Source organism: Lentzea aerocolonigenes (assembly GCF_000974445.1).
GTDB classification, from domain to species: domain Bacteria; phylum Actinomycetota; class Actinomycetes; order Mycobacteriales; family Pseudonocardiaceae; genus Lentzea; species Lentzea aerocolonigenes.
Map to the genome: position 1 here is coordinate 276,707 of NZ_BBOJ01000022.1, position 18,288 is coordinate 294,994.

General features: G+C 68.0%; 18 protein-coding genes, 2 tRNA genes and 1 other RNA gene. 7 read left to right on the plus strand and 14 right to left on the minus strand.

Features of this window, described 5'->3' with window-relative positions; translation table 11 throughout:
- Positions 1-7: 7 nt before the first annotated feature.
- The gene (locus AOM45_RS37695) at positions 8-955 is read right to left on the minus strand and encodes a GlxA family transcriptional regulator (protein ID WP_030470392.1); all 948 of its coding nucleotides are present in this window, start codon (positions 953-955) and stop codon (positions 8-10) included.
- Between the two features lie 53 nt (positions 956-1,008).
- On the opposite strand from AOM45_RS37695, the gene AOM45_RS37700 reads away from it, so the two are divergent.
- A complete protein-coding gene (locus AOM45_RS37700) occupies positions 1,009-1,932 on the plus strand; it encodes a saccharopine dehydrogenase NADP-binding domain-containing protein (RefSeq protein ID WP_030470391.1) in 924 nt (307 codons plus the stop codon).
- Positions 1,933-2,162: 230 nt separating this feature from the next.
- Here the strand turns inward: AOM45_RS37700 and ssrA are convergent.
- Positions 2,163-2,535, minus strand: a transfer-messenger RNA (tmRNA) gene (gene ssrA, locus AOM45_RS37705).
- A gap of 121 nt (positions 2,536-2,656) precedes the next feature.
- Here ssrA and AOM45_RS37710 point away from each other — a divergent pair.
- Positions 2,657-3,895: a sensor histidine kinase gene (locus AOM45_RS37710; RefSeq protein WP_030470390.1), complete on the plus strand. Its 1,239-nt coding sequence runs from the start codon at positions 2,657-2,659 to the stop codon at positions 3,893-3,895.
- Positions 3,883-4,524, plus strand: a complete 642-nt coding sequence (locus AOM45_RS37715) for a response regulator transcription factor (protein ID WP_030470389.1) — start codon at positions 3,883-3,885, stop codon at positions 4,522-4,524. Before AOM45_RS37710 ends, AOM45_RS37715 begins: the two co-directional genes overlap by 13 nt.
- On the opposite strand, the gene AOM45_RS37720 is transcribed toward AOM45_RS37715, so the two are convergent.
- The 7 genes from AOM45_RS37720 to AOM45_RS37750 form a co-directional block, all read right to left on the minus strand.
- On the minus strand, positions 4,509-5,306 hold the full coding sequence (locus AOM45_RS37720; protein ID WP_035911969.1) for an amidohydrolase family protein: 798 nt from the start codon (positions 5,304-5,306) through the stop codon (positions 4,509-4,511). The two genes, AOM45_RS37715 and AOM45_RS37720, sit on opposite strands and share 16 nt — an antisense overlap.
- Positions 5,307-5,413: 107 nt before the next feature.
- Positions 5,414-5,890 carry an SsrA-binding protein SmpB gene (smpB, locus tag AOM45_RS37725; protein ID WP_030470387.1) on the minus strand — a complete coding sequence of 159 codons (477 nt, stop codon included), beginning with the start codon at positions 5,888-5,890 and terminating at the stop codon, positions 5,414-5,416.
- A gap of 30 nt (positions 5,891-5,920) precedes the next feature.
- Positions 5,921-6,823 (minus strand): permease-like cell division protein FtsX, encoded by a 903-nt coding sequence (ftsX, locus tag AOM45_RS37730; RefSeq protein ID WP_030470386.1) that lies wholly within the window; start codon positions 6,821-6,823, stop codon positions 5,921-5,923.
- 40 nt (positions 6,824-6,863) lie between these two features.
- A complete protein-coding gene (ftsE, locus tag AOM45_RS37735; protein WP_030470385.1) occupies positions 6,864-7,553 on the minus strand; it encodes a cell division ATP-binding protein FtsE in 690 nt (229 codons plus the stop codon).
- A 185-nt stretch (positions 7,554-7,738) separates the two neighbouring features.
- Positions 7,739-8,176: a hypothetical protein gene (locus AOM45_RS37740; RefSeq protein WP_030470384.1), complete on the minus strand. Its 438-nt coding sequence runs from the start codon at positions 8,174-8,176 to the stop codon at positions 7,739-7,741.
- Entirely contained in the window at positions 8,152-9,252 is a 1,101-nt protein-coding gene (prfB, locus tag AOM45_RS37745) for a peptide chain release factor 2 (protein WP_030470383.1), read from the minus strand. Before prfB ends, AOM45_RS37740 begins: the two co-directional genes overlap by 25 nt.
- A gap of 60 nt (positions 9,253-9,312) precedes the next feature.
- Positions 9,313-9,813, minus strand: coding sequence for a PadR family transcriptional regulator (locus AOM45_RS37750; RefSeq protein ID WP_030470382.1), 501 nt, complete (start codon positions 9,811-9,813; stop codon positions 9,313-9,315).
- Between the two features lie 388 nt (positions 9,814-10,201).
- On the opposite strand from AOM45_RS37750, the gene AOM45_RS37755 reads away from it, so the two are divergent.
- The gene (locus tag AOM45_RS37755) at positions 10,202-10,402 is read left to right on the plus strand and encodes a hypothetical protein (protein WP_030470381.1); all 201 of its coding nucleotides are present in this window, start codon (positions 10,202-10,204) and stop codon (positions 10,400-10,402) included.
- Positions 10,403-10,483: 81 nt separating this feature from the next.
- Here AOM45_RS37755 and AOM45_RS37760 read toward each other — a convergent pair.
- The 3 genes from AOM45_RS37760 to AOM45_RS37770 form a co-directional block, all read right to left on the minus strand.
- Positions 10,484-10,557: transfer RNA gene (locus AOM45_RS37760), tRNA-Met, on the minus strand.
- A gap of 349 nt (positions 10,558-10,906) precedes the next feature.
- Positions 10,907-10,980 (minus strand) — tRNA-Met (locus AOM45_RS37765).
- 53 nt (positions 10,981-11,033) lie between these two features.
- Positions 11,034-14,012 carry a UPF0182 family protein gene (locus AOM45_RS37770; protein ID WP_051784181.1) on the minus strand — a complete coding sequence of 993 codons (2,979 nt, stop codon included), beginning with the start codon at positions 14,010-14,012 and terminating at the stop codon, positions 11,034-11,036.
- A 118-nt stretch (positions 14,013-14,130) separates the two neighbouring features.
- Here AOM45_RS37770 and AOM45_RS37775 point away from each other — a divergent pair, with 118 nt between their 5' ends.
- Positions 14,131-14,670 carry a PPA1309 family protein gene (locus AOM45_RS37775; protein ID WP_030470379.1) on the plus strand — a complete coding sequence of 180 codons (540 nt, stop codon included), beginning with the start codon at positions 14,131-14,133 and terminating at the stop codon, positions 14,668-14,670.
- A 128-nt stretch (positions 14,671-14,798) separates the two neighbouring features.
- On the opposite strand, the gene AOM45_RS37780 is transcribed toward AOM45_RS37775, so the two are convergent.
- Positions 14,799-15,878 (minus strand): YlbL family protein, encoded by a 1,080-nt coding sequence (locus AOM45_RS37780; RefSeq protein WP_236703971.1) that lies wholly within the window; start codon positions 15,876-15,878, stop codon positions 14,799-14,801.
- Positions 15,879-15,922: 44 nt separating this feature from the next.
- Between AOM45_RS37780 and AOM45_RS37785 the strand changes: the two genes are divergently transcribed.
- Positions 15,923-17,233 carry a zinc-dependent metalloprotease gene (locus AOM45_RS37785; protein ID WP_030470377.1) on the plus strand — a complete coding sequence of 437 codons (1,311 nt, stop codon included), beginning with the start codon at positions 15,923-15,925 and terminating at the stop codon, positions 17,231-17,233.
- Between the two features lie 66 nt (positions 17,234-17,299).
- On the opposite strand, the gene AOM45_RS37790 is transcribed toward AOM45_RS37785, so the two are convergent.
- Positions 17,300-17,827 (minus strand): M48 metallopeptidase family protein, encoded by a 528-nt coding sequence (locus AOM45_RS37790; protein WP_030470376.1) that lies wholly within the window; start codon positions 17,825-17,827, stop codon positions 17,300-17,302.
- A 195-nt stretch (positions 17,828-18,022) separates the two neighbouring features.
- Here AOM45_RS37790 and AOM45_RS51970 point away from each other — a divergent pair, with 195 nt between their 5' ends.
- Positions 18,023-18,178, plus strand: a complete 156-nt coding sequence (locus tag AOM45_RS51970) for a DUF5679 domain-containing protein (protein ID WP_169774275.1) — start codon at positions 18,023-18,025, stop codon at positions 18,176-18,178.
- Positions 18,179-18,288 lie beyond the last annotated feature (110 nt).

Genomic DNA, 18,288 nt, shown 5'->3' on the forward strand with positions numbered 1-18,288 from the left:
CAGTCAGTTATGGGCGGCCACCAACCGGGCGGAACGTGCGGCGGTAAGTGTCCGGCGGCACACCGACCGTGCGGTGGAAGTGCCTGCGCAACGTCGTGGCGGTGCCCATCCCGGAGACCTCCGCGATCATCTCGACGCTGTCGTCCGTCATCTCCAGCAGCTCCTGGGCGCGCCTGATCCGCTGGGCGTGCAGCCACTGCAACGGCGTGGTGCCCGTCACGGCCTTGAAGAGCCGGGCGAGGTGGCGCGAGCTCATGTTCGCCTGCCGCGCCATGTCCTCGACCGTCAGCGCCTGGTCGAGCCGGGTGAGCGCCCAGCCGAACAGCTCCGTGAGCGGATGACCTTCGTCGGACGGCACGGGCGCGAGCACGAACTGGGCCTGCCCGCCGTCCCGGTGCGGTGACACGACGAGCCTCCTGGCCGCCGTGTTGGCCGTGGCGGTCCCGTGGTCACCGCGGATCAGGTACAGGCTGAGGTCGATCGCCGCCGCCTTGCCCGCGCTCGTCATCACCTGGCCGTTGTCGACGTACAGCACGTCCGGGTCGACCTCCACGCGCGGATACCGCTCGGCCAGCACGTCGGTGTGCGCCCAGTGCGTCGTCGCCCTGAGGCCGTCGAGCAGCCCCGCCTCAGCCAGCACGAACGCGCCCGTGCACAACGACACGATCCGCGCGCCCGCGTCGTGGGCGGCCCGCACGGCTTGGACGAGCTCCAAGTCGATCGGCTCGTCCACGTCCGCGACGGCGGGCACGATCACCGTGTCGGCGCGACCGAGCTGGTCGAGCGGCAGATCCGGCTCCAGCGTGAACCGGCCGACGCGCACCGGCCCGTTGCCGCAGACCTTGACGTCGTAGTCGAGCTGAGGGGCGGTGAAGATCTCGTAGGTGGCGGTCAGCTCGAAGTGCAGCATCCCGTCGGTCACGGCGAACGCAAGCATGTCCGAAATTGTACGCATCGTGTCGTTCCAGACACTAGTTCGTTCTCGTCTCCGCCAGTTGAATGATTCGCATGGGACACAAGATCGCGGTCTACGGCGCTTCAGGTACCACCGGGCGTTTCGTGTTGGCAGAACTGGAAAAGCGCGGCTTCGAGCCGCTCCCCTTCGGGCGTGCGCAGGCAACGGCAGACGACCCCGAGGCTCTTGACCGCGCACTGGAAGGTGCCGCCGCGGTGATCAACACCGCCGGTCCGTTCGCGGTGACGGCGGCCCCGCTGATCTCCGCGGCCGAACGTGCGGGCATCCCGTACGTCGACGTGGCGGCCGAGATCGAGGCGAACGCCGACACCGTCGCCCGCGGCGCCTCGGTGCCGGTGGTGCCCGCGATGGCGTTCTTCGGCGGCCTGGCGGACCTGCTGGTCACCGCCGCGATGGGTGACTGGACCGACGCGGACTCCGCGCACATCGCCTACGGCCTGAGCGGCTGGCAGCCCACTGCGGGCACGCTCGCCGCCGGTGCCGTCTCCCGCGACCGGCGCAACGGCCGGCGCGTCCGCTTCCGCGACGGCGAGCTCCAGTACCACGACGACACCCCTCCGACGCTGGAGTGGGACTTCCCGAGCGGACCGCGCCCGGTGATCGGCGAGTTCTCGATGGCCGACGTCGTCACAGTCCCGAGCCACCTCGCGATCCCGGAGGTGACCTCGTACATGTCAGCCACCGCGGCCCAAGGCCTGCACGACGCCCAGGACCGCCAGGAGCCCGAGACGTTCGAGGTGGACGTGCGCGTCCGCCGAGGCACCGAAGAACGCCGCCTGACCGTCGCCGGCCGCGACATCTACGCCGTGAGCGCCCCACTGGCCGTAGAGGCAGTCGAACGCCTGCTGACCGGCCGCTTCAACACCACCGGCGTGGCCTCAGCAGGAGCAATGTTCGACGCCGAGGACTTCCTGAAGTCCCTGGCCAACGTAATCCCGACCACGCACCGTTCTTGATCACCTCGCAGGCGGCGCCAGGCCAGCGCGCCATGGTCAAGCCCAAGGAAGGGCAAGACGGAGGTGACGGAGCAGTCGGCGCCGCTTAAGCCTTCCCACGCCAACCTCACGAGGGTCGCGTGAGGGCGCCAAGCGCCCGAACGACCGGGGGTCTGGGGGTCGCCCCCCAGACAAACACCCGGAACGAGCCGGCGAAGGTGGCCCAAAGGGCCACCGAGCAGCCTTCGGCCGAGTGGAGGTGCCGGGAATCGAACCCGGGTCCTGTGGCGGCTCATCAGGGCTTCTCCGTGCGCAGTTCGCTCTGCCTCTGCTTGACCCCATCAGTCACGCGAACGAGCTGATGTGACAGGCCCAGTCGCTGTGAGTTTCCCGAACAGTCCCCGCGACCGGGACTGCTGGTAAGCCCTCTAGCTGATGCCGGAAACTAGGCCGAAGGCACTCCTAGGCCGACAGCGTTGCTACTCGCCTCAGGCGGCGAGAGCGAACGCGCGCTTGTCGTTAGACGTGGCGCTTATTGGTTTGCGATGACGCTTGCGGTGGTCTCTCGCCTGCACCGGCACGCTTCCCCTGAATCAACGTCCACAGTCGAAACCGTTCACCCCCTTGTAGTGGTACGCATAGCATAACGATGGCGGCCACCGAGTTCTTCCCGAGGCAGGTAGGGCTGTCCCCACCCCGGACCGCATAGCTAGCCACATGGTCTCTGACCAGCAAGAACTACAACATGGACGTCATGAGGAAACCGAACGCGCTCGCAGCCGGGTTCTACCTGCTGACCCACCTGGTGACCGGCCTCTTCTGGTTCACCCTCACCGTCGTGCTGACCGTGGTCGGGTTCGCGACGTCCGTTCTGTGGGTCGGTCTGCCGATCCTGTGGCTCGCGATGAACGCCGGGCGGGTGGGGGCCTCGATCGAGCGGTCGTGGGTTCGGGTCGCGTTGCGCACGGACATCCCCAACCCGTACCGCGAGAGCGTCCAGGGGTCGGTGTGGCAGAAGTGGAAGCAGCAGTTCACGGACCCGGCCACCTGGCGTGACCTCGGTTACCTCGCGCTGGCCGTGCCGGTGGGCGCGGCCGAGTTCGCCGCGTTGATCTCGATGTGGACGGTCGTGACGGCACTGGCCGCCGTGCCGTTCTGGATCGGCGACGCGCCGTTCGCCGTGGTCGTGGGCGAGGTCTGGACGATCAACTCGTTCTACTCGGCACTGCCGGTGGCGGCGGTCGGGCTGGCGCTGATCCCGTTCGCACTGTGGGGCACGCGGTGGATGGGTGCGCTGCACGGCGGGCTCGCCCGCGCCATGCTCGGGCCGACGCGTGCCGACCAGCTGGCCGTCGAGGCCGAGCGGCTGCAGTCGAGTCGTGCCCGCGGGGTCGAGGCGGCGGAGGCGGAGCGCCGGCGCATCGAACGCGACCTGCACGACGGCGCGCAGCAGCGGCTCGTGGCGGTGGCGATGGGGCTGGGCCGCGCGAAGTCCAAAATGGACTCGGATCCGGAGGCGGCGGCCGCGCTCATCGCGGAGGCGCACGCGGACGCGAAGCTCGCCATCAAGGAGCTGCGCGACCTGGCGCGCGGGATCTACCCGTCCGTGCTGGGCGACCGCGGGCTCGACGCGGCACTGTCCGCGCTGGCCGCGCGAGTGCCGATCGAGGTCGACCTCCAGGTCGACGTGGACCCGCGCCCGCCGACAGCGGTGGAGAGCGCCGCGTACTTCACCGTCGGCGAGGCGCTCACGAACATCACCAAGCACTCCAACGGCACCAAGGCGACCGTGCGGGTCAACAGGGTGGAGACCGGGGTGCTGGTCGAGGTCACCGACAACGGTCAGGGCGGCGCCGAGCTGAAGCCGGGCGGCGGTCTCGCCGGCCTGGCCGACCGGGCTGCCACGATCGACGGTGTGGTTGTCGTCGTCAGCCCCGTTGGTGGGCCGACCGTGATTCGAGCGGAGTTGCCGTGCGCGTGGTGATCGCCGAGGACTCGGTGCTGCTGAGGGAGGGCGTGCAGCGGCTGCTCGCCGACGAGGGCATCGAAACCGTTGCGGCCGTGGAGAACGGCGACGGGCTGCTCGACGCCGTGACCGAGCACAAGCCGGACCTGTGCGTGGTGGACGTGCGGATGCCGCCGACGTTCACGGACGAGGGCCTGCGGGCCGCCATCGAGTGCCGCCGCCGCTATCCGGGGCTGCCGGTGCTTGTGCTGTCGCAGTACGTGGAGGAGCGCTACGCAGTGGAGCTCCTCGCGGGCGGTGCGAGCGGGGTCGGTTACCTGCTCAAGGAACGGGTCGCGGACGTGAAGGAGTTCGTCGACGCGGTGCGGCGGGTCGCCGACGGCGGCACGAGCATCGACCACGAGGTGATCACGCAGCTCATGGTGCGCAGCAAGAAGAGCCCCGTCGACTCGTTGACGCCCCGCGAACGCGAGGTGCTCGGGCTGATGGCACAGGGACTGTCCAACACCGCCATCGCCGCGACGCTCGTGGTGTCCGACGGCGCCGTGGAGAAGCACGTCGGCAACATCTTCGCGAAGCTAGGCCTGGAACCGTCGAACTCGGAACACCGCCGCGTGCGGGCCGTCCTGGCCTACCTGGACAGCTGAAGCAGACGGACGCCGTTGTCGTGCAGGACCGCCTGCTCGGCCGCGGCGTCCAGGCCCCACGACCTGATGGCGTCGAGCTGAACCTCGTACGGGTACGGGATGTTCGGGAAGTCGCTGCCCAGCACGACCCTGTCCGCGAGCCCGGCGATCCTGGACGTCCAGCCGGCGGGCAGCGGCACCATCCGCTCGGTGAACGCCACGCCCACCATGGTCGTGTCGACGTGCACGTTCCGGTAGCGCTCCACCAGGTCCAACGCACCCGAGTAGTCCGGCATCCCGGCGTGCGCGATCACCGCGGTCAACGCCGGGTGCCTGCGCAGCACCCCTTCGAAGACGCCGAGACCGGTGAACTCACCCGGCACCGGCCCGTCGCCGCAGTGCACGACGACCGGCACACCGGCCTCCGCGAGCTGGCCCCAGACACCGTCCAGCAGCTCGTCACGCGGGTCGTAGCCGCCGACCTGGACGTGCGACTTGAAGCACCGCGCACCGGCCTCCAACGCCTTGCGCACGTACGCCTCGGCGCCCGGCTCCGCGTAGAAGGTGCCCGTCTGGACAGCTTCGGGAACGCGCGCCGCGAAGTCGGCCGCCCACTCGTTCAGCCACTCCGCCATGCCCGGCCGGTGCGGGTAGACCAGTGGTGCGAACGCGACGACGCCCAGCTCCCGCAGTGCGGTGAGCCGGGCGTTCTCGTCTGTGCGGTACCAGATGGACCAGTCGACACCGGATTCGCGCACGCGGTCGAAGTACGCCCAGACCTTGTCGAGGACGTTCTGAGGCATTCCCGGGGTGCGGGGCGTCCCCGCAAGACACTGAGCGAGGCATGGTCCGCGCTTTCCGCGGACACACTTCTACCCGAGCGAGTGAACATGGATGTCCACCAACGCCATCAGTAACGGCCCTTCAGGGCCCGTCCGTGTGCCTTGGCGATCTCGCGGTTGGCGTCGCGCTTCGCGATGTCCTGGCGCTTGTCGTAGGCCTTCTTGCCCTTCGCGAGGGCGATCTCGACCTTGACGTAGCCGTCCTTGAAGTACATCTGCAGCGGGATCAGCGACAGACCGGACTCCTTGGTCTTGCCGATCAGCCGTTCGATCTCCGCCTTGTGCAGCAGGAGCTTGCGCTTGCGCCGGACCTCGTGGTTCGTCCACGTCCCCGCGACGTACTCCGGGATGTGCAGCGCGTGCAGCCAGATCTCGCCGTCGTCGACCTGGGCGAAGGCGTCCACGAGGGACGCCCGTCCCATGCGCAGGCTCTTCACCTCGGTGCCGACGAGCTGAATGCCGGCCTCGTAGGTGTCGAGAATGGTCCAGTCGTGCCGAGCCTTGCGGTTCGACGCGATGACCTTCTGCCCGCGTTCCTTGACCATGGCGACAACTTTACGTGGTCGGTAAAACCGTTAAAGCCGCACGTAGAGCCGCAGAGTGACGTAGCCCGTCGTGGCCGAGATGACGATCGCGACGAGGAACAGCCACGGCGACACGATCAGGATGTCCAGGTACCCCGTGGGCGGGATGATGCCCGACTCGGTGAGGTTCCTGGTGATCCGGTCGAGGAAGAACGCCTTGAACAGCACCAGGCCGGCGACCGCGGTGACCGAGCCGATGATGCCCGCGACGACCGCCTCGATGAGGAACGGCAGCTGCGTGTACCACCGGGTCGCGCCGACCAGGCGCATGATGCCGACCTCGACGCGGCGGGTGAACGCCGACACCTGGATGGTGTTCGAGATCAGCAGCAACGCGGCGAACGCCTGGATGAGCGCGAGGATCAGGGCGACGTCGCGCAGACCGTTGAGGCCCTCGAAGAACCGGTCCAGGAACTTGCCCTGGTCGTCGACGCCCTTCACACCGGGCTTGCCCTCGAAGGCCTGCTTGATCACGTCGGTGCGTTCCGGGTCTTCCAGCTTGACGCGGAACGTCGCCGGAATGGCCTCGGGACGCGCGAGCTTGAGGAGCTCCGGCTGCGCTTCGAAGATCTTCTTGAAGCGCTCGAAGCCCTCGTCGCGGTTCTGGAACACCACGGTCTCGACACCGGAGGTCTGCTCGAGCTGGGAACGCAGACCCGCGCAGGGCTGCTGGGTGCAGTCCTTGTCGTTGGCGCTGACGTCGTTGGTCAGCAGCACGGAGACCTCGAGCTTGCCCGCGTAGTTGGCCTGCATCTTGTCGACCATGCGGACGACGAGCAGGCCACCGCCGAGCAGCCCGAGCGAGATGGCGGTCGTGAGGATCATCGCGATCGTCATCGTGACGTTCCGGCGAAGTCCGGTGATGACCTCGCTGAACACGAAGCTGGTACGCATCGGGGGCGGGGTTCCTTGGGGGTCGGGGATCTAGGAGTGTTTAGCGGCCAACGCCGTAAACACCGCGCGCGTCATCGCGGACGACCTTGCCGTACGACAGCTCCACGACGCGGCGGCGCATCGAGTCGACGATGCCGTGGTCGTGGGTGGCCATGATGACGGTCGTGCCGGTGCGGTTGATCCGCTCCAGCAGCAACATGATGTCCTGGCTCGTGTCGGGGTCCAGGTTTCCGGTCGGCTCGTCGGCGATCAGCACCAGCGGGCGGTTCACGAACGCACGGGCGATCGCGACGCGCTGCTGCTCACCACCGGACAGCTCGGTCGGGAACCGGTCCTCCTTGCCGTCGAGGCCCACCAGCTGCAGCACCTCGGGCACCACCTTGACGATGGTGTTGCGAGGCTTGCCGATGACCTCCAGGGCGAACGCGACGTTCTCGGCGACCGTCTTCGTGGGCAGAAGGCGGAAGTCCTGGAACACGCAGCCGATGGACTGACGCAGGCGGGGGACCCTGCGCCGCGACATCTTGGCGACGTCGAAGTTGGACACGTAGACGCGTCCCCTGGTCGGCACCTCTTCGCGCAGCAGCAGGCGCAGGAACGTCGACTTGCCGGACCCGGAGGGCCCGATCAGGAAGACGAACTCGCCCTTTTCCATCTCGACGGACACGTCGTCGAGCGCGGGACGCGTGGAGGTCTTGTAGACCTTGGAAACGTGTTCGAGACGAATCACGAGGCGCGAGTCTACCCATGGCCGGGGTAAAGCCCCCGTTCCGGTTAACTTCCCACCCCGGAAAGGCGGTCCTGACCCCCCACACGGCGTGGTCGACCTGGCACAACGGGCTGAAAAAGGAGCACGTTCGGACCACCGTCGGGACCGAACGTGCTCTTCGACTCAGATCAGCACGAAGGGCGGGGTCAGTCCCACCAGTTGAAGAGCGCCGCGCCCAGGGTTTCCGGCCGCCAGCACCTGATGTCGTGCGCCGACATCATCGGCCAGGCCGCGGGGTCGAACGGGCCGTCCAGCTCGGCCTTGGGATAGACCCGGTACTTCGTCTGAGCTGCCAGATCCGTGAGAACGGCCACCAGATCGGGTTCGTCGAGAAACGTGAGCGGCAAGGTGCTCACGCTCCCGTTGGTGAACTCGATGACCCTGGGTTCAGCCAAGGCCATCCGTCCGTAGTAGCGCGTGCCCACCACCGCGACCGTGCGATCGCGGTAGGTGAGCACGCCCTGGTGGAAGTTCGGGGTGTCGTACCGGGCCAGCCGGAACTCGGCCACCTCGCCCCGGCTGCGGCGGGCGAACTCGTGGACGAACCCCCGGAACTCGCTTACGCCTGGCTCTGCTTGCGCCACCGGATGCCGGCCTCGAGGAAGTCGTCGATCTCGCCGTCCAGCACCGCCGACGGGTTGCCGACCTCGTGGTTGTTCCGCAGGTCCTTGACCATCTGGTACGGGTGCAGCACGTAGGAGCGCATCTGGTTGCCCCAGCTGGAACCGGAGTCCTTCAACGCGTCCATCTTCGCCTGCTCCTCCTGCCGGCGGCGCTCGAGCAGCTTGGCCTGCAGGACGTTCATGGCCGTGGCCTTGTTCTGCAGCTGCGAGCGCTCGTTCTGGCAGGACACGACGATGCCGGTCGGGATGTGCGTGAGGCGCACCGCCGAGTCGGTCGTGTTGACGCCCTGGCCGCCGGGGCCGGACGAGCGGTAGACGTCGACGCGCAGGTCCTTCTCGTCGATCTCGACGTGGTCGGTCTGCTCGACGACGGGCACGACCTCGACGCCGGCGAACGACGTCTGGCGGCGGCCCTGGTTGTCGAACGGCGAGATGCGCACGAGGCGGTGCGTGCCCTGCTCGACGCTCAGCGTGCCGTAGGCGTACGGCGCGGTGACGCGGAACGTGGCGGACTTGATGCCGGCCTCTTCGGCGTAGGAGGTGTCGAAGACCTCGATGCCGTAGTTGTGGCGCTCGGCCCAGCGCGAGTACATGCGCAGCAGCATCTCCGCGAAGTCCGCGGCGTCGACGCCGCCGGCCTCCGCGCGGATGGTGACCAGCGCGTTGCGCTCGTCGTACTCACCGGACAGCAGCGTGCGGACCTCGAGCGACGCGATCTCCTCGCGCAGCTTCGCCCGGTCGTTGTCGGCGTCGGCCAGCGCGTCCGAGTCGTCGGCCTCCTCCGCGAGCTCGTAGAGCAGCGGGAGGTCGTCCAGGCGTTCGCGCAGGCCGGTGACCCGGCGCAGCTCGCCCTGCTTGTGGGAGAGCTGGCTGGTGACCTGCTGCGCCTTCTCCTGGTCGTTCCAGAGGTCGGGCTTGGCCGCCTGCTCCTCCAGGTCCGCGACCGCGGCGCGCAACGCATCGAGATCCATCACCGCCTCGATGCTCGAGAGCGTGGCGGAGAGGTCCTTGATGTCTGCTTCGACGTCCGGGTTCACGGCAAAAGATTACGCCAGCACCGGTCACCGTTCGCGACCGGTGCTCGCTGGCGGTCTCTTTCAGGCCGTCGGAATCGCGTCCAGCAGCTTGAGAACGGCCTTCGCGTGAGCGAGGCCGAACTCGGCCACCGCCTTGGCGTAGGGGTCCTCCGCCGTCTTCGCCGCGCTCTTCGCGCTCTCCTGCTCCTGGCCGTACGTCGACCGCGCGGTCGTGATCAGCGACTCGCGCTGCTTCGCGGTCAGGGAGCCGGCGTGCACGAGGCGCAGGATGAGCGGGCTGCGCAGGTGGTCCGGGCCGGGCTCGGACAGCAGCCAGTTCTTGAAGGCCTTCTTGCCCGCCGCGGTGAGCACGTACTGCTGGCTTGACCGCGGTCCTTGCTTGCCGAGTCGCAGCAGGCCCTGATCGGCCAGCGCGGGCAGCTCGCGGTACACCTGGCTGCGGGTCACGCTGAAGAACGCGCCGAAGCGGTCTCCTGCCTCCGCCACCAACTGGCCACCGGTCTTGGGTCCGTCGTGCAGCAGCCCGAGCAGGGCGGCTGCGGTCGCATTCAGGTCTGACACAACGACAACGTTCCCACGTCTGGGGGAAGCTGTCCACAATGGTCAGCCGTTCTGTCCACAGTGGCTGATCACCGGGCTAGTCTGATGGGCCATGCGGAGCAACGAAAAGTCTCGCTGAGTAAGCGGCAGTTTTCGTGACTCACGCGTTTGGCCGCTTGACCGTCCGTGTCCATCCCGGATGGAAAAACCCTTTCGCAGAAACGAAAGTCCCCCGATCTCACTCGATCGGCGGTACGACTCTCACCGGCCGAAGCCACCCGAATGGACGGACGTGGGACCTCGTCGCACGACCCGGTGATGTCGGCGCGCACCCCTTTCCCAGAGCCGTCCGACCGGGAAAATGATCATTGCCAGGCAGGCCGAGCGAGACCCACGGAGGTCGGGGACGATGAACATCAAGTGGCTGGACCACAAGAAGGTGGCGGCGCACACGGTGGCGTGGATGACCGGAGGCATTCCGGAGCAGGCGGGCAAGGACGAGTGCATGGTGTGCGGCAAACAGATCCGCAAGCACCGCACGGTCAACGGAGAGGGCCGGATCTGCTCGAGCATGCTGTGCGCCCAGTACTGGGCGGAGAACATGACCTGAAAGGCCTCGCCGGTCGCGGCAGGTCACGTGATCGGGAATAAGCAGAAGGCCGGAGCCTGATGGCTCCGGCCTTCTGTCTAGTAGCGGGGACAGGATTTGAACCTGCGACCTCTGGGTTATGAGCCCAGCGAGCTACCGAGCTGCTCCACCCCGCGCCGCTTCTAGCTTGCCTTGCTGTTGTAAGTAGAACTATACACCCCTCCAAAACCCCATTTTCACCACCCCCTCCAACCCGAGTTCCCGCAGGTCACGACCAGGAAGAGGGCGACCCGGCAGGAAAGCCGACTCGGAAGACCCAGCGGAAGGCCGACCCAGAAAGCCGACTCATCGGATAGGGCCTGCCGAAGCCGAAGGCAAGGCGGCCGGGGGTCTGCCGAAGCCGAAGGCAAGGCGGCCGGGGGTCTGGGGGCTTGCCCCCAGGGTGGGGTTTGGGGGCTCCGCCCCCAATGTGAAATGCGAAAAAGCCCTGTCTGCGATCTCCGCAGACAGGGCTCTCCCACTTTGTAGCGGGGACAGGATTTGAACCTGCGACCTCTGGGTTATGAGCCCAGCGAGCTACCGAGCTGCTCCACCCCGCGTCGGTATGAATAGAACCTTACGCGGGGTGGAGCGGTTGATGCAAATCGTCAGGTCAGCCTGACGGTGTGGGGCTCGGCACAACGGACGACTGGCCCGTCGCCGGCGGCGCCGCGGCCCCGGTGTTGTACTGCTTGAACCTCTTCGTCGCGTCGTCCAGACGTGAGTACGCCTGGCCGAGCTCGGTGAAGTTGCCGTCCTGCTGCGCCTTGCGGACGTCCGCGAGTGCCGCGTCGATGTCGTTGATCGCCTTCTGCAGTTCGGGGCTCAGCACCCCGTTGGTGGGCGCCGGCGTCGACGGCGTCGTCGAGGTCTGGCCGTTGCCGTTGTTGTTGCTCGGCGGCGGCACGACCGCTCCGGCACCGCTGAGCACCTGGTCCAGCGCCTCGTTCAACGTGGACGCGTACCCGACCCGGTCGCCGTACCAGACGAGGACCTTCGACAGCTGCGGATACGAGGTGTTGTTGGACGCTCGCTCGATGTAGACCGGTTCGACGTAGAGCAGCGCACCACCCACCGGCAGCGTGAGCAGGTTGCCGTAGACGACCGTCGTCTTCTGCTGTGCCAGCAGGTTCAGCTCGCGGCTGACGTTGTCCGACGTGAGGAACTGCGTCTGGATCTGCTGCGGGCCCTTGGCGTCGGTGTTGAGCTGGAGCACGCTGATCTTGCCGTAGTTGTCCGGGTCGGATCCCACGGAGACGTAGGCCGCCATGAACTCCCGGTTCTCCCGCACGAGCGGGCTGGTCAGCTGGAAGCGGACCTTGCTCGCGTCGCTCGGGTCGCCGGCGAGGACGTAGAACGGCGGCTGGGCGTCCCTGCGCTTGCTCGCCGCGTCGCGCTGGGCGTCGGCCGTGGTCACGTTGTCGATCGTCGGGTCCTGCGCCGGCGACCAGTAGGACACACCGGAGTAGAAGTCCGACGGCGACGAGACGTGGTACTTCGACAGGATCTGCCGCTGCACCTTGAAGAGGTCCTCGGGGTAGCGGAAGTGCTGGCGCAGTTCGTTGGAAATGTCGCTGCCCGGCTTCACCGTGCCCGGGAAGACGCCCATCCACGCCTTGAGGACCGGGTCCTTGTCGTCGATCGCGTACAGGTTCACCGAGCCGTCGTAGGCGTCCACAGTGGCCTTGACCGAGTTGCGGATGTAGTTGACGGGCTTGTTGACCTGCGAGATCACCACGCCGTCCGCGGTGAGCGAGTCGTTCGTCGCGTCACCGAGCTGCGTGCGCTGCGCGTACGGGTAGTTGTCGAGCGTGGTGTAGCCGTCGACGATCCACGTGATGCGGCCGTTGACGACGGCCGGGTACGGGTCGCTGTCCACGGTCAGCCACGGCGCCACGGCCTGCACGCGGTCGCGCGGCGTGCGCTTGAACAGGATCTTCGAGTCGTCCGCGATCGACTGGTTGAACAGGATGTTCCGCTCGCCGTAGTACGCGGCGAACGCGAGCTTGTTGAACAGGCTGCCGATCGGGACACCGCCGGCACCGGTGTAGGTGTAGGACTTGGAGTCCGTGTCGTACTCCGCCGCCGAACCCTCCGGACGACCACCCACGATCGAGTAGTCGTTCATGCCGAACAGCTCGCCGTAGTACGTGCGCGGCTGGTCGACCTTGATGCCGTTCGGCTCGTTGCCGACGTCGCCGTTCGGCTTGACCTCACCAGTCTTGAAGTCCGGGTAACCGCCGTTGGTCTGGTCGGCGACCGCGTTCACCTTGTTCGCCTCGGCGTACACGAAACCGTTGCCGTGCGTGTAGATGAGGTGCTGGTTGATCCAGTCGCGCTGACCCTGCGGCAGGCTGTCGAGCTTGAGCTCGCGGACCGCGACGATGTAGTCGCGCAGCTTTCCGTCCACTGTGTACCGGTCGACGTCGAGCTTGTTCGGGAACCCGTAGAACGGCCGCAGCTGCGTGAACTGCGTGAAGGTCCGCGACAGCACGGCCGGGTCGAGCAGGCGGATGTTGCCGAGCGTCGCCTGGTCGTTGGTCTTGATCTGGTCGTTGGTGACGGTCTGCTTGCCCTCGTAGGGCTTGGTGGAGACCTTGTCCTCGGTCAGCCCGAACGACTGCCGTGTCGCCGCGATGTTGCGGGTGATCGACGTGGCTTCCTTCTGGATGGCGTTCGGCTTGACCGAGAACTGCTCCAGCACCGCGGGCCACGCGGCACCGACGAGCACGCTCGACAGCACCAGCAGAACGGTCGCGATGGCGGGCAGCTGCACGTTGCGCATGAACGCGCCCGCGAAGAACGCGACCGCGCAGAACACCGCGATGCACAGCAGGATCAGCTTGGCCGGCAGCACCGCGTTGAGGTCGGTGTAGCTGGCGCCGACGAACTTCTCGTTCTCGTGCAGCAGAAGCTCGTACCGGTCGAAGAAGTACGCGACCGCCTTCAGCAGCACGAACGTGCCGGCGACCAGCGCCAGGTGCAGCCGCGCGGGCCCGGAGAGCTGACCGCCGCGACCGGCCAGCCGGATGCCGCCGAACAGGTAGTGCGCGATCACCGCGCCGATGAACGACACCGCGGTCGTGATGAACAGCCACGACAGCAGCCACTCGTAGAACGGCAGCTCGAACGCGTAGAAGCCGATGTCGTGCCCGAACTGCGGGTCGATCACGCCGAACGGCTGGGCGTTGAGGAAGAGCTGGATCTGCTGCCACTCGGTCTGCGCGGACGCTCCCGCGATCAACCCGACGAACAGCGGGATGCCGATCGCGAACAACCGCATGCGTCGCATGACGACCGTGCGGTAGCGCGCCACCGGGTCGTCGGGCCCGGAGACCGGGACGAACACCGGTCGCGACCGGTACGCGAGGTACAGGTTGAGCGCGACGATGCCGCCGACCACCGCCCCGACGGCCACGAACAGCCCCAGGCGGGTGAGCAGGACTGTGCTGTAGACGTTGCGGAAATTCACCTCGCCGAACCACAGCCAGTTCACGTAGGTGTCGAGCAGCCGCGATCCCGTGATGAGACCGAACAGGAGCACAACACCGACGATGAGCAGGATTCGGCTGCGTCGGGACAGTTTCGGCAGTCCGACTGGAGGCCGTGTGGCCACGAGGCACGCTCCTGGATCGCGGAATTTCAATACGTACGTTTAGTCCAACTCTACGGACGACGCCCTGGGTTCCCGTGAAGTCCGCAGTCTTACGATGACACGCGTGTCAGCGAGTGAAACGCCAGCGGTCATCCTCCCGACGGTCGCCCGCGAGGTAGAGGAGTTCGTAGCGGCAGGCGGCTGGGAGCAGCCACCGCAACTCTTCGCCCTCGTGGCCACGTCAGACCTGATCGCCCAGCAACCGGAGCTGCGGTCGCAGCTCGACCCGGAGTCGAGCCCGCTGACCCCGATCGCCCAGGACGCGCTGGAAGGCGATCTGGGCGACGCGCTGGCGGGCATCGAGTGGCCCCCGGCCGTGACGGGGTGCGCCCTGGCCCAGGAGATCGTCGTGCTGCCCCCGGAGGCGGAAACGGAGCTCAGCCACGGCGAGCTCGACGACGAGGCAGCCCGCAGGTTCGCCGCGGAACACCCGGCGCGCCGCGAGGCCCGCCTGGTCGCGGCAGTGCTGCGCGACGGCTCCGTCTCGTGCGTGCTGCGGCTGCGCGGCACCGCCGAGGTGCCGGAGGAGGTCGTCGAGCACCCGGAGCTGGCGCCCAACCTCACCGACGCCCTGCTCGCCACGCTGCGCCCCTGACCTGCCTGGTCCCCACCGGTCCAGGCTGGCACAAGCCGAAGCAGGGGTCCCCTCCAGGGGGTCCCCTGCTTTCAATTCTCCCAGACAGCACCGACAAAAACCGTCGTGCCTGGTCAGGGTGACCGTTGTCAGCAGCCCGGCGTGTCCTTGCCGGCGTTGAGCGCCTCCAGCGACGACACCGCGTCCTTCAGGTTCTCGACCTTGATCAGCTTGAGCCCCTCGGGAGCCTGCTGCTTCGCGTCCGTGCAGTTGGCCGACGGCACGAGGAACGCCGTCGCGCCCGCCTCCTTCGCGGCGACCATCTTGAACGCGATGCCGCCGATGGGCTTCACCGTGCCGTCGCCGGTGATCTCGCCGGTGCCCGCGATGGCCTTGCCGCCGTTGAGCTCGCCGGGCGTCAGCTTGTCGACGATGCCGAGTGCGAAGATCAGGCCGGCCGACGGACCGCCGACGTCGGAGAGGCTGATCTTGATCTTGAACGGCACGTCGGCGCGGTCCACCGGCGAGATGCCGATGAAGCCGGCCGGGCGGCCGTCGTCGCGGGTGGCGAGGGTGATCTGGGTCGACTTCGAGGTGCCGTCCTTCTCGAACGCCACCTCGATGCGGTCGCCGGGCTTGGTGTTCTCCAGGGCCGCGCTGACGTCGGCGGCGCTCTGCACCTGCTTGCCGTTGACCGAGATGATGCGGGCGCCGAGCGGGATGACGTTGTCCGCGGGGCTGCCCTTGGTGACCTGGTTGGCGATCACCTTGCCGGGATAGCCGAGGTAGTGCAGTGCCGCGACCTCAGCGGCCGTCTGGGACTCGCTGAACGCGAGCTCGTTGTTCTTCTGGACCTGCTCCTCCGACTCGCCGGGCTTGAAGAACTCCTCGCGCGGCGCGAGGGCGTAGCGGCCCGACAGCCACAGGCCGAGCGCGCCGAAGAGGGACACGTCGTCGGTGAGCGAGACCGTCGTCATGCGCAGTGTTCCGCCGGTGGGGAACGTGTTCTGGCCGTCCACCGCGACCACGTCGGTGTCCTTGACCTTGCCGAGCACGTCGTAGGTAGGGCCGGGGCCCAGCGCGACGTACGGGACTCTGGCGAAACCGCCGAGCAGTCCGAGTGCCGCCACCACTAGGAAGCTGACGATCAGCGTCCACGTCCGGCGGGTCAGTCCGCGCTCCCTCGGCGGGGGCGCGGGAGCGGGTGCGGTCGTGACGGTTTCACTCACGGCTGAACAGCGTACGACCATGTGGATCCGCGTACGGTAGAGGCATGAGTGACGTGCCGTTCGGGTTCAGCCCGCACGACCCCGACGACAAGAGCGGGAAGCCGGGAGACAACCCGTTCGACTTCAGCCAGCTGGGCAACATGCTGAGCCAGCTGGGCGCGATGCTGAGCAGCGCGGGGACGTCGAGCGGGCCGGTGAACTACGACCTCGCCAAGCAGATCGCGTTCCAGCAGCTGTCCTCGACGACGACCACCATCGGGTTCGCCGCCGACCAGTCGAGCGCGGTCACCGACGCCGTGCACCTGGCCGAGATGTGGCTCGACCCGGTCACGTCACTGCCCGCGGGCACCCGCACCACGCAGGCGTGGACCGCCCGCGACTGGATCGAGCGCACCATCCCCACCTGGCAGCGCCTGTGCGACCCGGTCGCGCAGCGCATGTCCGGTGCGTGGGTCGAGGCGATGCCCGCCGAGGCGAAGCAGGCGGCCGGTCCGCTGCTGTCGATGCTCGGCCAGATGGGCGGCATGGCCTTCGGGTCTCAGCTCGGCAACGCGCTGGCGCAGCTCGGCTCCGAGGTCCTCACCTCGACCGACGTCGGCCTGCCGCTCGGCCCCGAGGGCACGGCGGCCCTGCTGCCCGCGAACATCGAGAAGTTCACCGAGGGCCTGGAACGCCCCGCCTCCGAGGTGATGGTGTTCCTCGCCGCCCGCGAGGCCGCGCACCAGCGCCTCTTCACGCACGTGCCGTGGCTGCGGCAGCGCCTGCTCGACACCGTCGAGGAGTTCGCCAAGGGCATCAAGGTCGACACGTCGGCCCTGGAGCAGCTCGCCGGCCAGATCGACCCGTCGAACCCCGCCTCCATCGAGGAGGCCATGGGCTCGGGCCTGCTCGAACCGCAGACCACCCCGGAGCAGAAAGCGGCGCTGAACCGCCTGGAGACCTTGCTGGCCCTGGTCGAAGGCTGGGTCGACGTCGTCGTCGACGCGGCCGTGTCCGAGCGTCTCCCCGGCTCCGCGGCCCTGCGCGAGACGCTGCGCCGCCGCCGCGCCTCCGGTGGCCCGGCCGAGCAGACGTTCGCGACCCTGGTCGGCCTCGAACTGCGTCCCCGCCGCCTGCGCGCCGCCTCCGCCCTGTGGAAGCTCATCGGCGACCAGCACGGCGTGGAGGTGCGCGACAGCGTGTGGGACCACGCCGAGCTCATCCCGACCGCGGAGGACCTCGACGACCCGCTGGAGTTCGCCGAGCGCCTCGCCAACACCCGCAAGGCGCTCGAGGACCCGATCGCCGAGCTCGAGCGCACGATGCGCGAAACCGAGGGCAAGCCGGAGGACGGCGGCAAGCCCGACGAGAGCTGATCACCTCCTGAACATGCGAAACGCCCGGCGAGCACACCCTCGCCGGGCGTTTCGCGTAGTGGTTCGTCAGTCTTCGGTGATCCCCCAGCCTGCGGCGGCCGAGAGACCTTCCAGGTAACCCATGGCCCGATCGGTCTTCGGGTAGCGGTGCACCCACTCCCAGAAGTCCTTGCCGTGCCCTGGCACCAGCAGGTGCGCCAACTCGTGCACGAGCACGTAGTCGAGCACCCACGGCGGCACGTCGCGCAGCCGTTCGGACACCCTGATCGTGCCCTCGGTCGGCGTGCAGGACGCCCAGCGCGTGCGCATGGGCGGCACCCAGCGCACGCTGACGGGGTCGGCGAGCGAGTCCAGGTAGCGCGCCGACAGCTCGGCGCACCGCGCCATCAGCGCCTCGTCCGACGTCCGCGCAGGAGATTTCCTGCGCGTCTCACTGCGCTGGAGGCGGCTCAACATCTCCGCCACCCAGTGCTTCTCTTCCCCCTTGGTCATCCGTGCCGGCAGAAGGACGACGACGGTGTCGCCCTCCCGGTACGCGCTGACCATGCGGCGGCGCCGGGGGCTCCGCCGCACCTCCACCCGCGGTTCGGCCATGCAGTCACCGTAAACGGCGCCACCGACAATTTTCCGCCCCCAACCGGCGGCAGCCGCGCACCCGGCGGGTGAAGTTCCACCGAACGGCGGCTGGACACGCGCAGGATCGACATGCGCGGTTTCGCCGCCTCGCGGAGGTACCGTCGCGCCAAGGTCCCCGAGTGTGTCCGCACTCACAACTGCAAGGGAGGGGCTGTGGCCGAGAAGTACAACGGCTACTGCGTCAAGTGCCGGGAGAAGCGCGACTTCGACGGCAAGGTCGAGGAGACCAACGGCCGGCGCATGGCGAAGGGCACCTGCCCTGTCTGCGGAACGAAGATGACGCGGATCCTCGGCAAGGCCAAGGTCTGACGTTTCCGCTGGCAGGGGGCCTCGCCCCCTGCCAGTCTTTCTCATGTGGACACCAGACCTCGCGTCCGTGCAGGACTCGCCGTGGTGCGTCGCGGACCCGGCGTCGTCCA

Bases quoted from the DNA above. Each gene is read 5' to 3' on its own strand.
- AOM45_RS37695 (WP_030470392.1), bottom strand. From the start codon at position 955: ATGCGTACAATTTCGGACATGCTTGCGTTCGCCGTGACCGACGGGATG.
- AOM45_RS37700 (WP_030470391.1), top strand. From the start codon at position 1,009: ATGGGACACAAGATCGCGGTCTACGGCGCTTCAGGTACCACCGGGCGT.
- AOM45_RS37710 (WP_030470390.1), top strand. From the start codon at position 2,657: ATGGACGTCATGAGGAAACCGAACGCGCTCGCAGCCGGGTTCTACCTG.
- AOM45_RS37720 (WP_035911969.1), bottom strand. From the start codon at position 5,306: ATGCCTCAGAACGTCCTCGACAAGGTCTGGGCGTACTTCGACCGCGTG.
- smpB (WP_030470387.1), bottom strand. From the start codon at position 5,890: ATGGTCAAGGAACGCGGGCAGAAGGTCATCGCGTCGAACCGCAAGGCT.
- ftsX (WP_030470386.1), bottom strand. From the start codon at position 6,823: ATGCGTACCAGCTTCGTGTTCAGCGAGGTCATCACCGGACTTCGCCGG.
- AOM45_RS37755 (WP_030470381.1), top strand. From the start codon at position 10,202: ATGAACATCAAGTGGCTGGACCACAAGAAGGTGGCGGCGCACACGGTG.
- AOM45_RS37775 (WP_030470379.1), top strand. From the start codon at position 14,131: ATGACACGCGTGTCAGCGAGTGAAACGCCAGCGGTCATCCTCCCGACG.
- AOM45_RS37785 (WP_030470377.1), top strand. From the start codon at position 15,923: ATGAGTGACGTGCCGTTCGGGTTCAGCCCGCACGACCCCGACGACAAG.
- AOM45_RS37790 (WP_030470376.1), bottom strand. From the start codon at position 17,827: ATGGCCGAACCGCGGGTGGAGGTGCGGCGGAGCCCCCGGCGCCGCCGC.